The organism is Pedobacter sp. GW821-FHT01D05 (genome assembly GCF_059422505.1).
The window spans coordinates 13,191-30,265 of sequence record NZ_JBWKXA010000007.1; the positions used below are offsets into that span (position 1 = coordinate 13,191).

Genomic DNA, 17,075 nt, shown 5'->3' on the forward strand with positions numbered 1-17,075 from the left:
ACAACGAAGAGGATTGCCCAAAAAGCAATCCTTTTTTTATGCAATTTTTTTAAACATCGCCCCGGTTCGTGTCTCCACGAAACGGAATATTTAGATGGTTTGTGGAGACACAAACCATGGCGAAATAAAGATAAATAAAAAAGGAACCACAGATGAGCACAGATACACACAGATTTTTATCCGTGTTCATCCTTTTCATCTGTGGTTAAATAACAATGGCAGTAAACATGAAAAAAATATTAAACCATTTATTCGAGAACAAGAGTTTTAGCAGGGAAGAGGCAAAGAACATTTTAATCTCCATTTCGGAAGGGGCATTCAATTCTTCGCAGATTGCCGCTTTTATTACGGCTTATGCCATGCGTAATATTACCGTGCAGGAGCTGCAGGGCTTTCGTGATGCGATGCTTGATATGTGCGTAAAAGTAAACTTGTCGGGTTACGAACTGATTGATCTTTGCGGTACCGGAGGTGATGGTAAAGATACTTTCAATATTTCTACTTTATCCTCGTTTGTGGTGGCAGGTGCTGGTCATCATGTGGCCAAACACGGTAACTACGGCGTTTCTTCTGGCTGCGGTTCATCCAACGTAATGGAATATTTAGGTTATACTTTTACCAATAATGAGGATACTTTAAGGCGTAATTTAGATACCGCAGGAATCTGTTTTTTACATGCTCCGTTGTTTAATCCGGCCATGAAAATTGTGGCACCGATCCGTAAGGAACTGGGCGTGAAAACATTTTTCAATATGCTTGGCCCAATGGTTAACCCCGGACAGCCGAAATACCAGATGGTAGGGGTTTTTAGTTTGGAGCTCGCCCGTTTATATGCTTATTTATACCAGGATACCGATAAAAGTTATACCATTGTACACGCGCTGGAAGGTTATGACGAGGTTTCGTTAACCTGTGATGTGAAAACCTTTTCGAACAAGGGCGAACAGATTTTAACCCTTCAGGATATGGGTTTTGATAAGGTTGATGTGAATGCGATTAAGGGTGGCGATACCGTAGAATCATCAGCCAAAATATTTATGGATGTATTAAACGGCGAAGCTACCGATGTACAGAACAACGTGGTATTGTGCAATTCGGCATTGGCCATTAAAACCATAAAACCTGAACAATCTTTTGCCGATTGTTTTTATGAAGCGGAAGAATCGTTAATGAGCAAAAAAGCACTTAACAGTTTCAAAAACTTATTGGCATGTTAAAGTTAAAAGTTTGCGGCATGCGTTTAGCAGCCAATATTGCTGCGGTTGCCGAGCTGCAGCCAGATTATCTGGGTTTTATTTTTTATGAAAAATCACCGCGGTTGATCAGTGAGGTTTCTGCTGAATTGATCAAATACATTCCCGCTGAGATTAAAACCGTAGGTGTTTTTGTAAATGAAGACTTAGAAAAAGTAAAAGATAAAGTAAACACATTGAAGCTAAAAGCTGTTCAGTTACATGGCAGCGAATCGCCCGAATATTGTGCAGCATTAAAATCAAGCTTTCCTGCCTTAGAAGTGATTAAAGCTTTCGGAATAGATGAAGATTTTGATTTTTCAGGTCTCGAAGTTTATTTAAATGTGGTGGATTATTTTCTGTTCGATACCAAAACCAAAACACATGGCGGATCGGGAAAAACATTCGATTGGTCTGTTTTAGACCGATATACTTACACTAAACCCTACTTTTTAAGTGGCGGCATCGATTTAGAACATGCACCGGCCATAAAAGAAATAAATGACGAGCGATTATATGCCCTGGATATCAACAGCAGATTTGAAATTGAACCAGGTTTAAAGGATGCAGAGAAGATTAAAGAATTTATTAAAGAAATGAATAAATAGATTGTTATTCATAACCCTTGGTTTCAACCAAGGGAAAAAAGAAAAAAACATGAAATACAAAGTAAACGAAAAAGGATATTATGGAGATTTTGGAGGCGCTTACATCCCCGAAATGCTTTATCCAAACGTAGAGGAATTGCGTCAAAACTATTTAAAGATTATTGATGATGCCGATTTTCAAAAGGAATTTCATCAATTGTTAAAAGATTACGTTGGCCGTCCTTCACCTTTATACCTGGCCAAAAGATATTCAGAAAAATATGGTGCCAATATTTTCTTAAAAAGAGAAGATTTAAACCATACCGGTGCCCATAAGATCAACAATACCATCGGACAGATTTTACTGGCCGAAAAACTGGGTAAAAAAAGAATCATTGCCGAAACGGGCGCTGGTCAGCATGGTGTAGCCACCGCAACGGTATGTGCGCTGCGCAACCTTGAGTGCGTAATTTACATGGGCGAGGTAGATATCGAGCGCCAGGCACCAAATGTGGCCCGCATGAAAATGCTGGGCGCAAAGGTTGTTCCGGCAAGCTCCGGAAGTAAAACCTTAAAAGATGCCACCAATGAGGCGATGCGCGACTGGATCAATAATCCTGTTGATACACACTATATTATTGGTTCGGTAGTTGGCCCACACCCTTACCCTGATATGGTGGCCATTTTCCAATCGATTATCTCTGAGGAAACGAAAAAGCAGTTATTGGAGCAAACAGGTAGCGATCAACCTGATTATGTGTTGGCCTGCGTAGGTGGTGGCAGTAATGCCATGGGTATGTTCTACCATTTTATGGACGATGAAAATGTTAAACTCATTGCTGTTGAAGCAGCAGGAAAAGGAGTGTCGAGTGGGTTTTCTGCGGCAACCACTTATCTGGGGAAAGAAGGTGTTTTGCACGGTAGCAGAAGTATTTTAATGCAAACGCCAGATGGACAGGTGGTAGAACCACACTCGGTTTCAGCAGGTTTAGATTATCCGGGTATTGGCCCACAGCATGCACATTTGTTTAAAACCGGCCGTGGCCAATATGTTTCCATTACCGATGAAGAAAGTTTAGAAGCGGGTTTGCTTTGCACCCAATTGGAAGGGATTATTCCGGCCATCGAAAGTGCACACGCCCTGGCTTACTTAGAAAAAATGGAATTTAAAGCTGGCGAAAACGTAGTGGTTTGCCTTTCAGGCCGTGGCGACAAGGATCTGGATACTTATATTAAATATTTTAATCTTTAAGATAGATTTGAGACAATAGATATGAGACATGAGACGATGGACTTTCTGATAAGCACCTAATCTCCAATCTCACATCTCCAATCTCAAATCTCCCATCTCAAAAACATGAACCGAATTAAACAACTCTTCCAGGAGAAGAAAAATATATTATCAATATACTATACTGCTGGTTATCCAAACACTGGCGATACCATTAAAATTGCAGAAGCGCTGGAAAAATCAGGTGCTGATATGCTCGAAATCGGGTTTCCTTATTCCGATCCTGTTGCAGATGGACCGGTAATCCAGGCGAGTAGCAAACAATCGCTCGATCAAGGCATGACACTTAAGCTGCTTTTCGAACAGTTGAAAGACTTGCGTAAGACCGTTACCATTCCTGTGTTGTTAATGGGTTATGTAAACCCTGTTTTGCAGTTTGGAGTAGAAAAATTCTGCGAAGCCTGTGCCGAAGTAGGCGTAGATGGCTGTATTGTTCCCGATCTGCCGATGGTAGAGTATGAGGAGTTCTATAAAGATTGCTTCGAAAAACATAACCTGAGCAATGTGTTTTTAATTACCCCTCAAACGGCTGAAGAACGGATCCATAAAATTGACGGTTTAACCAATGGATTTATTTATTTATTATCATCGTCGGCTACAACGGGTAAAAACCTCGAGGTTGGTAATACTACCGAGGCTTATTTCAGCAGGATTAAAAACCTGAATCTGAAGAACCCAACCATGATCGGTTTCGGGATCAGCGATAAACAGACTTTTGATAAGGCCTGTTCATACGCCAACGGTGCCATTATTGGTACGGCTTTCGTTAAAGCCATTGCTGATGGAAATTTAGAAGAAAGTGTGAGCAACTTTATGAAGAAGTTTAAAGCTTAGTTTTTTGACCACAAAGGCACATTCAGTCGGTTCGTCATTTCGACCGTAGTGGAGAAATCTGTCTCGAGATAGATCTCTCCGCTTCACTGCGTTCCGGTCGAGATGACGATGTTTATTAATTAATTCTCATCTTGAGCGGAGTCGAAGGATCTCCATTCCGTTTGCAATTAATTCGAAATGATATTTTTTTCCTAAATTAGTATCATTAAAATCTCTTTATAAAATATAAGTCAAACAGAATTCAATTCTGACATTCCCTTATCGTTCTGATCAAGGGATAAACTATTATTTTCTAAAATTTTTATAAAGAACATCATGCAAGATTTAAGAATTGCTTTAATTGGTGCCACAGGTAAAGCTGGTGCTTATATTTTAAAAACGTTATTGACGCAAAAAATCAGGGTGAAAGCTCTTATCAGAAATCCTGAAAAACTTCAAACCCGTCATGCTTTGCTGGAAATCGTAATTGGCGATGTAAAAGATGCCGAAACAGTACATGAGCTTATTGAGGGTTGCGATGTCGTAGTCAGTGCATTGGGGATGGGGCAACCTGCAAGCGAAAAAACAATCTTTACGCAATCGACAGGTCATATTCTAAAAGCAATGGAAGCCATTCACCTGAAACGTTATATTGTAATTACCGGGATCAATGTGGATACGCCTGCCGATGAAAAAGATGCGAAGACTCAATTTGCCACCCAATGGATGTACGATAACTATCCGGTTTCTACAGCCGATAGACAAAAAGAATATGATCTTTTGACGAAAAGCAATCTCGATTGGACTTTAATCCGGTTACCCATGATTATCCAAACCGACGAGCAAACGCCTATAGGTACAAGTTTGGTTAATTGTAATGGAGAACAGATTAATGCGGCTAATTTAGCACAGTTTATTATTGAGCAGTTAGGGGAGAAGGCCTTTGTAAAACAGGCACCTTTTATCTGGAATAATTAGATTTATAACTTTTATCGTCATTGCGAGGAGACACGACGAAGCAATCTTTCATACTAGCGATCCTGCTAGAGAGATTGCTTCGTCGGCTGAAAAGCCTTCTCGCAATGACGATCATTCTCTCAGACAGTCACCCTGAACTTGTTTTACCGCGTAGCTTTCCGCTTCGCTCCAGGTCAGGGTCTTGGTAGTTAAAACTTATTATGGTTTTTCACTATATAAGAAATGTAAGAACATAAGGCATTGCGCTTATATGTAACTTATATGCCTTATGTGGTTCAGTCCTTCGACGGTTTTGTCTTGGTGGTAAGTCTTTTCTAGGCTACATCGTCATTGCGAGGCACGAAGCAATCTTACAACTATCGCTACTAGCGATCGCATTAAGATTGCCACGTCGGCTGAAAAAGCCTTCTCGCAATGACGATCAATCTATGGATCCGCCACCCTGAACTTGTTTTACTGCGTAGCTTTTCCGCTTCGCTTCAGGTTAGGGGCTTAGTGGTTAAAACCTTCATTATGGTTTTTCACCACATAAGAAATTTAAGAACATATGAGCCATGGAGCTTATATATAACTTATATGGTTCAGGCTTTGGCGGCTATCACTGCCCTTTGAATATAGCAATAAACATCTCCGTGTTAGTCCGTGCCTCCGTGGCAATAAATCTCACTACTAAATACTCCGTTTCACCCAATCCTCATAACTCATCTCAAATTTCACTTCTCCTTTGTTTACCAAACCAACGTTTTTCCAGCCCTGCCTGGTATAAAATTCTTCAGCGCGGGTATTGGGCGCTGTTCCTAACCACACAAGATCTTGCGTTTGATCGAAATACCAATCTATCATTAACCGGTGCAGTTCTTTGCCAATGCCTTTGCCTTCAAATTCCGGACGAAGGAATAGCGCCCAGATATTATGCTCCTTTAAATCTACGATGGAGAACCCAACTATCTCCCCATCTATTTCGCAAACCCATCCTTTGCCGCGTTGTGTAATAAATTCTTCGCAATCTTTGTCAGTAACCAGCGCCGGATCTGACAAAGTGTTCTCTTTTACCGTATGTCTGACAAATTGTATCGCAGCTATGTCAGTCGTTTTTGCTTCGCGGAAAATCATTTTTTATATTTTTTGAGAAAATTAATTTATTCGGAATGTGCTTTTAAACACTTTAATCGTTGATTATCAGCTGTAAAATTAAGCAATAAAATGTTTATGACAAATGAATGATTGTCAATTCTGGAATTGGTTCTACATTTGCTTAACGGTGTTAGATTATTTACACCTAATATTCCAGTCATGGGAAGTAAAGAAAGAATTCTACGTTTAAAAGATGAAACCAGAACAAAAATTCTGGATGCTGCCTTGAATATTGTTCAAACAGAGGGCTGGCAGGCATTAAGTATGCGTAAAATTGCCGACCAGATTGAATATACTGCACCAATTATTTACGAATACTTTTCTAACAAGGATGGCATCTTACTGGAACTCACCAGAAGGGGATATTTAATGTTGGCGAAAGATATCCGCGAGGCCAGGGATAAACACGAATCTCCGGAAGATAAAATGGAAGCCATGTGGATTGCCTACTGGAACTTCGCCTTTACCCATAAAGAATTTTATCAATTGATGTACGGTGTGGATATGGTTTGTTGTACCGTTAAAAATTCAATGCCCGAAGCCGAAAACATAGCTGGTATGTTGGGCGACGTAATTGAATCTTTATTTGAGAAGCAACCCGTTTCTGATGATGATATCTGCATGAAGTATTACACTTATTGGTCTATCATCCATGGTTTAATTTCCATCAACCTGGTTCGCCCGAATGGAAGAACAACAGACGAGTTAAACCAACAGATTTTAAAAGATGCCATCAAGGGCATTACATTATCTATTAATAGTTAATTTTTTTTTACAAGATAATTTAACACTGTTAAATTATTATACACGCTAATTCCAATTAAATTTAATCATATGAAATCTCTACACCGCTTGTACCCCTTACTTAACACTGTTAAACGGTTTAATAGCATTAAGTTATTGTTAACAATTTCTCTTCTATCTATAATTCTGGTGAGTTGTAAGTCGTCTCCTGATCAGGCTGCAGCTGCACCACCGCCACCGGCACTGCCTGTAAGCGCGATTAGCTCGAGCACAGAAACCACGTTTATAGAGTACCCGGCCTCTATTCAGGGTGCTGTTGATATCGATGTAAGGCCACAGGTGAGCGGTTACTTACAAAGCGTTTTGGTTAATGAAGGCGCTTATGTAACTGCCGGACAAACCCTGTTCAAAATTAACGAAAACCCTTACCGCGAGGCTTTAAACAATGCCAAAGCAAGTTTACACGCTGCAGAAGCGGCTATTTTAAACGCTCAATTGGAAGTTGATAAATTAACACCACTTGTTCAGAATAAGGTAGTATCTGATTTTCAGTTAAAAACAGCCAAAACGGCTTATAAAATTGCACAGGCAAATGCCGAACAAGCCAGAGCCAGCGTAGCTTCGGCACAGATTAACTTAGGTTATACTAATGTTAAGGCTACAGTAAGCGGTTACATTGGCCGTATCCCTAAAAAACAGGGAAGTTTGGTTTCTCCGACAGATCAGGTTGCTTTAACACAATTATCAGATATCCACGAAGTACATGTTTATTTCTCCCTTGCCGAAAACGACTTCAACAGTTTTAATGCAAATTATCCAGGTAAAACACCTGCCGACAGGATTAAACACTTACCTGCAGTAGAACTTTTATTGGCTGATAATTCTGCTTACCCGATTAAAGGTAAGATCGATATGATTGATGGGCAGTTTGATAAAAACACAGGTGCCATTACTTTAAGGGCCAGTTTCCCTAATGCAAGTGGCGTTCTTCGCTCGGGTAATACCGGTAAGATCCGTTTAGGTTTACAGCACGATAATGCTATTCTGGTACCGCAATCTTCAACAGTAGAAATGCAGGATAAAGTATTTGTATTTACTGTAGGCGACAGTAGTAAGGTGAAAAAACAATCCATTACCATTGTTGGTAAAGCCGGCGAAAATTACCTGGTTAAAGACGGGGTAAAGGTTGGCGATCAGATTGTGTTGAGCGGGGTTGATAAATTACAGGAGGGCATGGTGATCCAGCCACAAAAAGCAACAGATAAAGTAGCTGTTGCAAAAACAAAAAATTAATAAGACATAAAATCTAAAAAGTCATGTTTCAGAAATTTATAGACAGGCCTGTACTTTCGACTGTTATTTCCATCTTATTGGTAATAGTTGGTATACTGGGCTTAACAAAGTTGCCCTTAGAGCGCTTTCCAAATATCGCACCTCCGTCGGTATTGGTAACCGCAGTGTACCCAGGGGCCAATGCCGAAACGATTTTACGTTCGGTAACTCCATCATTGGAGGAAGCAATTAATGGTGTAGAGAACATGACATACATGACCTCCAGCGCCAGTAACGACGGTACCTTGGCCATCACCGTTTACTTTCAACAGGGTACCAATCCCGATCAGGCAGCGGTTAACGTGCAAAACCGGGTTTCGCAGGCCACAAGCCAGTTACCTGCAGAGGTTGTACAATATGGTATCACCACTACCAAACAGCAAAACAGCTTTATTGGTGCCATCGGTATTTACTCAGAAGATCCAAAAAAATACGATGCCGTTTTTGTAAATAACTATGCGCAGATCAATATTATTCCCGAACTTAAACGTATCCCGGGTGTAGGTTCGGCCAGTGTATTTGGCGGTATTAAAGATTATTCGATGCGAATCTGGTTAAACCCAAGTCAATTGGCCACTTACAAAATTACACCCAATGAAGTGATCACCGCCATTCAGGACAAAAACCTGGAAGCAGCACCTGGTCGCTTTGGTGAGAGAAGTAGTGAGGCATTTGAATATATCGTTAAATATAAAGGTAAACTGACCAAACCAGAGGAATATCAGAATATTGCGATCCGTTCTAATTCTGATGGTTCTATATTACGTTTAAAAGATGTGGCCCGTGTAGAACTGGGTGCTTATAGTTATGGTAGTGTTAACCGTTTAAACGGACATGATGGGATTACCATTGGTGTAATCCAGTTATCAGGCTCTAATGCCAACGAAATCCAGATTGCCATTGATAAACTGTTGGCGAAACTATCAAAAGATTTCCCTGCAGGTATTAAATTCAACCAATTTTACCGTACTAAAACCGATCTTGATGAATCCATCAATCAGGTGGAGCACACTTTGATAGAAGCCTTTTTACTGGTATTTATCGTTGTATTTATCTTCCTTCAGGATTTCAGGTCTACTTTAATTCCGGCTATAGCGGTTCCGGTGGCAATTATCGGTACCTTCTTTTTCATGCAGTTGTTCGGCTTCTCCGTTAACCTTTTAACCCTGTTCGCACTCGTACTGGCCATTGGTATTGTGGTAGATGATGCGATTGTGGTAGTAGAAGCGGTGCATGCCAAAATGGAAGAAAACCCTTCGCTTAGTCCGAGGGCAGCAACCACCGAGGCAATGAATGAAATTACCGGGGCCATTATATCGATTACATTGGTCATGGCAGCGGTATTTTTACCGGTTGGCTTTATGACCGGCTCTACAGGTATATTCTACAAACAGTTCGCCTTAACCATGGCCATCGCCATCATTATCTCGGCTGTTAACGCCTTAACTTTAAGTCCTGCGCTTGCGGCCTTATTTTTAAAGAACAAACATGCCGAAGGCGGTCATAACGCGCCTAAAAAAGGTTTTGTAGAAAAGTTTTATGCAGGCTTTAACGGTGGGTTCAATTATATGACCAACCGTTATGTTGGCGGTTTGAAAGTGCTTATCCGTAACAAATGGATCAGCATGGGCGGACTTGCCCTAATCGTTTTGGTTACTATTTTTCTGGTAGGCAGAACAAAAACAGGCTTTATTCCTACAGAGGATCAGGGTTTTGTGGCTATCGCTGTTGCCAGTCCATCGGGAACATCATTAGCCAATACCAATAAAATATTAAAACAGGCAGAAGCAGAGTTAAGGGCTATGCCATCAGCAAGATTTGTGATGTCGTTGGCTGGTTACAACTTTTTAACCGCATCCAACAGTCCCTCAGCTGGTCAGATTTTCTTATTGTTAAAACCAAACGAGGAAAGAGGGGCGGTAAAAAATATCGATGAGATCCAAAATATTGTAAGGGCTAAAATGGCAGCCATATCTGCCGGTACTTTCTTTGTATTCAGTTTCCCTACGGTTCCGGGCTTTAGTAACGTGGAGGCCATGAACGTGATGTTACAGGATAAAACGAATGGCAGGCTGGATAAATTTAGTGGTGTAGCGAATAACTTTATTGGAAAGTTAATGGCGAAACCGGCTATTGCTTATGCTTTTACTTCTTATAAAGCAGATTATCCGCAGTTACAATTGGATGTTAACGACGAAAAGGCCGATCAGTTGGGCGTAAGCAAGAAAGATATCCTGCAAACCATGCAGACTTATTTTGGTACTGCGCAGGCATCAGATTTTAACCGCTTTGGTAAATACTACCGTGTAGTGGTGCAGGCTGATGTTGCCGACCGTACCGATCCTGCAAGTATTGATCGTGTGTTTGTGAAAAACAAGAACGGTGAAAGTGTGCCGATCAGTACCCTGGTTAAATTAACCCGTGTATATGGTTCTGAAACGGCTTCGCGTTATAACCTGTTTAACTCTATCGAGGTAAATGCGATCCCTAAACCAGGCTTCAGTTCTGGTGATGCGATTAAAGCGATAGAAGAAACCGCCAGAGAACAATTGCCAACCGGTTATGCTTACGAATTCTCCGGACAAACACGAGAGGAGATTTCTTCAGGCGGACAGTCTACAGTGATATTCCTGCTTTGTTTGGTGTTTGTTTACTTCTTATTATCAGCACAGTACGAGAGTTATATCCTGCCATTGGCGGTAATTTTATCTATCCCTACAGGTGTATTCGGTGTGTTTGTGGTATTGGGCTTAACCGGTATCGAAAATAACATTTATGTACAGGTAGCGCTGATTATGCTGATCGGTTTGCTGGCTAAAAACGCCATCCTGATTGTGGAGTTTGCCGTGCAGCGACGAAAGGCGGGACTCAGTTTGGTTGATTCGGCTATAGAAGCAGCAAGATTGAGGATCAGGCCGATCATTATGACATCACTTGCCTTTGTGTTTGGTTTGTTCCCGATGAGTATTGCAACAGGTCCATCGGCACAGGGTAACCACTCCATCAGTATCGGTGCAGCAGGTGGTATGGTATCGGGTGTAATTTTAGGTTTGTTCATCATTCCGGTACTCTTTGTCATCTTCCAGGCTTTACAGGAAAAAATATCAAAAAAATCAAGAAATGAGGTTGTTCACCACCATGGAGAACCTGTAAATAATAATCATGTAGTTTATGAAACGGTTTAATATCATTACCATCCTGCTCCTTGCTTTAATCTGGAGCGGATGTTCGGTTTCGAAAGATACAGCCCTGCCAAATATTGCGCCTGGCTTGTTCAGAAATTCATTGCCTAAAGATTCTTCGAGTGTTGGCAGTATGCCATTGAAGAGTTTTATCAACGACCTTACTGTTCAGAATTTAATTGATACAGCTTTGGTTAAAAATTACGATATGCAGATTGCATTGAAAAATATCGATGCAGCCGAAGTATTGTTCAAACAATCGAAATTGGGTTATCTGCCTGAACTGAAATTGCAGGTGGCGGCAAGTTCAAGCCGTCCGTCTGATAACAGTTTAAATGGTTTAAGCCTTAACCAGTTTACAGGCTCAACACACATCGAAGATTACAATGCTAATCTGGGTGTGGTTTGGGAAGCCGATATCTGGGGTAAAATCCGTAACCAAAAAGCTGGCGCTTTAGCCAGTTTTTTGCAGACAGAAGAGGCACGTAAAGCCGTTCAGACACGTTTGGTGGCCAATGTTGCGCAAGGTTATTACAACCTGTTAATGCTTGATGCGCAATTGGAAATCGCGAAAAAGAACTTAAAACTGAACGACAGTACCTTAAGGATTATCAATTTACAGTTCGATGCCGGTCAGGTAACTTCATTGGCGATACAGCAGGCGCAGGCACAGCAGTTAAATGCAGCACAGTTGATCCCCCGTTTAGAGCAAAATGTAACTTTACAGGAAAATGCTTTAAGTGTATTGATCGGTACTTTGCCTAAAACCATTAACCGCGAGAGCCGTTTAGATAAAATGAATATTCCGCAGGATTTAAACGCAGGTTTTCCTTCATCGATGTTAAGCCGCAGGCCTGATATTAAAAGTGCTGAACTGGCGCTTACCATTGCCAATGCAAAGGTTGGTGTAGCGAAAGCCAGTTTATATCCATCGCTGGTGATTACCGCAAGCGGAGGCATCAACTCTTTTAAAGCAAGCAATTGGTTTAATGTACCGGCATCGTTGTTCGGTTTGGTTGGAGCAGGAATTACCCAACCTATTTTTCAAAGAGGGCAGTTAAAAAGCAATTTAGAATTGGCTAAAATCGACCGTGAGAAATCGGTGATACAGTTCCGTCAGTCGGTATTAAATGCGGTTGGCGAAGTGTCTGATGAGTTAACGAAAGTAGAGAAGTTAAAAACTCAATACAGCATTGCTGAAAAAAGAGCGCAGACTTTACAACAGGCCTCAAGAAATGCAAGTTTGTTGTTTAAAAGTGGTATGGCTAACTATTTAGAGGTGATTACCGCACAGGGCAATTTATTGCAGAGCGAGCTGGAGTTAACCACGATTAAAACAGAGCAGCTAAATGCAGTTGTTGGTTTGTACCGCTCATTAGGCGGCGGATGGAATTAATTTGTAAAATACTATATATGAGCCTATAACATCTTTAAGGTTTTATAGGCTTGTGTATAAATTTAGGCACTAAGAGCGCGATGTTCTTGGTGCTTTTTTGTTTGGCGCTGTCATCGTAACATCAATTCCGTCATTGTGAGGAGGAGCGACGAAGCAATCTTACTACTATGGGTTATCTGCGATTTGTACCAAAATTATTCCGTTATCCAGATTACAAACACCGTTCGTCATTCCCGCGCAGGCGGGAATCTTAAAGCGTTGGCTATTCTTTTCCTTTGCGCAGGCTTGCCTCGGCTCGCCGCCGCCGAGGGGGCTCTTTCTTTTCTCTTGATAGAAAAGAAACAAAAGATCAAGGCTTGCAGCCTTCCTTGTAAAAAGCGACGGAAATCTCAATTGCGGCAGCATCGAGGCTCTTACCCTTGCTTATTCCACCGCTCCCGCTTTGATCCTGCCTTGGACTGTGGGTTATGAGGGGGACTGCACAGATTTCCGTGCTTTTTCCTACGAAAATCTGTCAGGCCGGATAGCAGGGAGCAGATAGCATGGAGCAGAGACAGGCATCCGTAAATTTATTCTCTCTAAAACTATGAGGGGCACGCGGGGTCGTCATTCCCGCGCAGGCGGAAATCTTAAAGCGTTGGCTATCTGCTATGCCGGATAACAGGGAGAAGAGAAATCATTCGCGTTATTTAAAACTCGATGAATTCGTCATTGCGAGAAGGCTTTTTCAGCCGACGAAGCAATCTCATTAGTAGTGTTTTTATCATTAAGTCATTCCACCTCGATCAATTCGTCATCTCCTTAGAGGAGAGATCTTTGTCCATGGCTCAGGCTTGCCTCGGTTCGCCGCCACCGAGGGGGCTCTTTCTTTTCTCTTGATAGAAAAGAAACAAACCTGAGCGCAGCGAAAGCATGCCTGCCGTTAAAACAACAAACACAAAGGCATAACTGAAAGGCTTGCATCCTTTCTTGAACTAAGCTATCGAAATTCTTATTGCGGCAATATGGAGGCCCCGATGAAGAATCGGGACTTTATATTGCCTTGGGCAGCGGTGTATTGTGGGGTTGTGCAAGAATTTCAATGCTTATTTCTACGAAAAACTGCCAGGCCGGATAGCAGGGCGCAGAGAATCAATTACCATATCTCAATCGAGACCAATCCGTCATTTCGACTGGAGCGCAGCGCAATGGAGAAATCTAATTAGCAATGTTTTTTAACCACCAAGTCACATAGACACTAAGATTACCAGGTATTGCTTGGTGTTCCTGATGTCTTCGTGGTTGTAGAAGGTATTGTCATCCTGAGCGCAGCGAAGGATCTCTGTACAATTAACCACTACCAATATTTTTACAGTAACATTAACACAATCGTCATTCCCGCGCAGGCGGGAATCTTAATGTGTTGGCTATTCTTTGCCCGGGCTTGCCTCGGTTCGCCGTTTAACAATTCTTAAGCCATTCTATTGCTTCGTTGGCCTGATGAAAAAACTGGATTTCAGCCGTTTTTTCATCATTATCCACACTTTTCTGGGCAGATAACTGGCTGAACACGCTCGTAGAGAAAATCCACGCAAAGTATCTTAATCCTGCAAGTTCCATTAAAGGCAGCCAAACTGCTGCGGCCCAGTCGGAAGCTTCAGACCAGGTACCTAAAACCAATCGGTTATCATTAAAAACTTTTGAACGCGGATTAGATTTCAGGTATTCAATCATCAACGCACCACCATGTTTAACCGATCGCATGTCCTGATGGCCTACCCATTCTACATACATAATGTCTTCATCTTCAGGGCAGAAAATACTGAGATATTGATCTTTATATCGATTTTTTATTTTTATTTCTGGCAGTATCGGTTGGCCCTGATCTAAAGGAAGTTTAAAAGAGAATACGGAGCCTTTCCCAAGTTCGCTTTCAATCCAAAAGCTTCCGCCATGGCGCTTTATAATTTCTGCAGAAATAAACAGCCCTAAGCCCAGGCCATCAAATCGTGCAGAAGAATTATCAGCGCGATAGTAACGTTCAAACAGTTTGCCTAAATGTGCTTTTTCAATACCGATACCGAAATCGGTTACCGAAACAATTACATTGCCATCCTTTAAGCTGGTGGAAACGAGTACACGATCGGCATTGGGTGAATATTTTACCGCGTTTGACAGGAAATTTTGTACCACTTGTTCGAGCCGGTAAAGATCGCCACTAAACTCAAGCTGCAGGTTGTCTTCTAAAATAATGGTATGATTTGGCGCCAGCTGCTGCATGGCTGTTATGGCTTCGCGAAGCATACGCGAGAAATCGAAACTTTCGATGTTGAGCAGCATCTTGCCGGCATTGATTTTACTAACGTCAAGCAAATCCCTGATTAATTTCTCGAGCCTGTTGAGCTGGCCTTCGCTCCGGAGCAGAAAATCGCGTACTGCACCCCCTTCTACCTTACGGAGCAGCATTTGGTTATAACCTTTGATAGAAGTTAGCGGCGTTTTTAACTCATGACTGGCAATGGAGATGAATTCATCCTTGCGCGATTCAATATCTTTATGATGTTGTATATTGGTATTGGTACCTACCCAAATGGAAGGTTTATTTACCTGTTTGATTAATACGGCCCTGGCCAGGTGCCAGTAATAAGCACCATCTGCAAAGCGTAAACGAAATTCTTGCGTATATTCTTTTTCTGTTCTTAACGATTCCTGCCAACGGTTTAAACTCTCAGAAAGATCATCAGCATGAACAAAGGTTTCCCAACCATTCTCAATAATTACCGACTGTGGATAACCAAAATCGCGACAAATGGTTTCATTTACATAATTGATGTAACCATCAATTCCTGCCGTCCAAACCTGTTGTGGCATGGCATTGAGGAGCGAAAGCGAACTCAGGTGATCATCTCCCGTTGAACCAGCAGAAATTTTAACTCCCTGACCTTTATCTCCCGCTTCATTGGTGTTTTCCATCTTCAAATCTACTAAAATGCTAAAAAAATAATGGTCTTTGTCTTAAAATTAGTATTTAATCGAGTAGATTATTTACAGAAACTGAAATGGGATAAAATAAGTTGCCATTTTTACCATTAAGTCATTTCTACCTCGATCAGTCCGTCATCCGATAGCTATCGGATCCCGCGTTGGCGGGAACCTTAAAGCGCGCGCTATTCTTTGCCTCTCGCTCGGTCTTGCCTCATTATTTTCTGTCATCCTGAGGTACGAAGGATCTTTTAATTGCCGTTATCGCGAACAATCCGTCATTTCGACCGTAGTGGAGAAATCTTTTAAGTTAGGTTAATAGTGTGCATTTTTTCCCTTCGCTCAGGCTTGCCTCGGCTACCGATGAAAATCGGTACAGGTCTACCGCCGCCGAGGGGGCTCTTTCTTTTCTCTTGATAGAAAAGAAACAAACCTGAGCGCAGCGAAAGCATGCCTGCCATTGAAAACAACAAACACCAAGGCATAACTGAAAGGCTTGGATCTGATGTCGGATAAATTCGTCAAAGCTTTGAGGTCGTCAGCACAAGCCCCGATGAAGGATCGGGGAGGGTGTGCTGCCTCGGGGTAGTGGTAGATCGAAGGGGGTGCAAAAGCTTTAACGTCCTGAGCGTAGTCGAAGGATCTCCTTCCATCATATCCTATGCCAGATAGCAGGGAGCAGATAGCATTGAGCAGAGACAGGCATCCGTAAATTTATTCTCTCTGAAACTATGAGGGGCACGCGGGGTCGTCATCTCGAACTTTCTAATACGGTCGTCATCCGATAGCTATCGGATCCCGCGCAGGCGGGAATCTTAAAGCGTTGGCTATCTGCTATGCCGGATAACAGGGAGAAGAGAAATCATTCGCGTTATTTAAAACTCGATGAATTCGTCATTGCGAGAAGGCTTTTTCAGCCGACGAAGCAATCTCATTAATAGTGTTTTTATCATTAAGTCATTCTACCTCGATCAATTCGTCATCTCAACCGTAGCGTTCCGAAGGAACTCCTTTGGAGGAGAGATCTTTGTCCATGGCTCATGGCTTGCCTCGGCTACCGATGAAAATCGGTACAGGTCTACCGCCGCCGAGGGGCTCTTACCTTTTTTCAGTAGTGATTTTTGTTTTTAAAGGTCTTCAAGCTTGCTTCGCAGGTTTCTTGATAAAAAGGTAACCAAACCTGAGCGCAGCGAAAGCATGACTACCTATAAAAACAACGACTAAGAAGGCATAAATCAAGGCTTGCATCGTTTTTTATCTGATCATGTTGTTTTTATAGGTATAAAAGATTGCTGCGCAATTCCTTGTAAAAACCTACGGAAATCTTGATAGCGGCAGTATCGAGGCTCTTACCCTTGCTTATCCAACCGCTCCCGCTTTGATCCTGCCTTGGGTTATGGGGTATGAGGGGGAACTGCAAAGATT

General features: G+C 41.9%; 11 protein-coding genes. 9 read left to right on the top strand and 2 right to left on the bottom strand.

All coding sequences use genetic code 11. The features are described from left to right. Nucleotides 1–227 precede the first annotated feature (227 nt). From trpD to AC07VK_RS21555, 5 genes are all read left to right on the top strand, one after another. A complete protein-coding gene (trpD, locus tag AC07VK_RS21535; RefSeq protein ID WP_492963786.1) occupies nt 228–1,217 on the top strand; it encodes an anthranilate phosphoribosyltransferase in 990 nt (329 codons plus the stop codon). Continuing rightward, nucleotides 1,211–1,840, top strand: coding sequence for a phosphoribosylanthranilate isomerase (locus tag AC07VK_RS21540; RefSeq protein ID WP_492963788.1), 630 nt, complete (start codon nt 1,211–1,213; stop codon nt 1,838–1,840). The genes trpD and AC07VK_RS21540 overlap by 7 nt, the downstream gene beginning before the upstream one ends. A gap of 49 nt (nt 1,841–1,889) precedes the next feature. Continuing rightward, on the top strand, nt 1,890–3,071 hold the full coding sequence (gene trpB, locus AC07VK_RS21545; protein WP_209435069.1) for a tryptophan synthase subunit beta: 1,182 nt from the start codon (nt 1,890–1,892) through the stop codon (nt 3,069–3,071). Between the two features lie 105 nt (nt 3,072–3,176). Beyond that, nucleotides 3,177–3,944 (top strand): tryptophan synthase subunit alpha, encoded by a 768-nt coding sequence (gene trpA, locus AC07VK_RS21550; RefSeq protein WP_116253251.1) that lies wholly within the window; start codon nt 3,177–3,179, stop codon nt 3,942–3,944. 315 nt (nt 3,945–4,259) lie between these two features. Further along, entirely contained in the window at nt 4,260–4,901 is a 642-nt protein-coding gene (locus tag AC07VK_RS21555) for an NAD(P)-dependent oxidoreductase (protein ID WP_492963790.1), read from the top strand. 669 nt (nt 4,902–5,570) lie between these two features. On the opposite strand, the gene AC07VK_RS21560 is transcribed toward AC07VK_RS21555, so the two are convergent. After that, nucleotides 5,571–6,014, bottom strand: coding sequence for a GNAT family N-acetyltransferase (locus tag AC07VK_RS21560; RefSeq protein ID WP_492963792.1), 444 nt, complete (start codon nt 6,012–6,014; stop codon nt 5,571–5,573). Between the two features lie 180 nt (nt 6,015–6,194). Between AC07VK_RS21560 and AC07VK_RS21565 the strand changes: the two genes are divergently transcribed. From AC07VK_RS21565 to AC07VK_RS21580, 4 genes are all read left to right on the top strand, one after another. Further along, nucleotides 6,195–6,800 carry a TetR/AcrR family transcriptional regulator gene (locus tag AC07VK_RS21565; protein WP_057935142.1) on the top strand — a complete coding sequence of 202 codons (606 nt, stop codon included), beginning with the start codon at nt 6,195–6,197 and terminating at the stop codon, nt 6,798–6,800. Nucleotides 6,801–6,869: 69 nt separating this feature from the next. Then, nucleotides 6,870–8,072 (top strand): efflux RND transporter periplasmic adaptor subunit, encoded by a 1,203-nt coding sequence (locus AC07VK_RS21570; protein ID WP_492956244.1) that lies wholly within the window; start codon nt 6,870–6,872, stop codon nt 8,070–8,072. Nucleotides 8,073–8,095: 23 nt separating this feature from the next. After that, the gene (locus AC07VK_RS21575; RefSeq protein WP_492963795.1) at nt 8,096–11,296 is read left to right on the top strand and encodes an efflux RND transporter permease subunit; all 3,201 of its coding nucleotides are present in this window, start codon (nt 8,096–8,098) and stop codon (nt 11,294–11,296) included. Beyond that, nucleotides 11,283–12,689 carry a TolC family protein gene (locus AC07VK_RS21580; RefSeq protein ID WP_492956246.1) on the top strand — a complete coding sequence of 469 codons (1,407 nt, stop codon included), beginning with the start codon at nt 11,283–11,285 and terminating at the stop codon, nt 12,687–12,689. Before AC07VK_RS21575 ends, AC07VK_RS21580 begins: the two co-directional genes overlap by 14 nt. Before the next feature lie 1,440 nt (nt 12,690–14,129). Here the strand turns inward: AC07VK_RS21580 and AC07VK_RS21585 are convergent. After that, nucleotides 14,130–15,641 carry a sensor histidine kinase gene (locus tag AC07VK_RS21585; protein ID WP_492963797.1) on the bottom strand — a complete coding sequence of 504 codons (1,512 nt, stop codon included), beginning with the start codon at nt 15,639–15,641 and terminating at the stop codon, nt 14,130–14,132. Between the last annotated feature and the right edge of the window lie 1,434 nt (nt 15,642–17,075).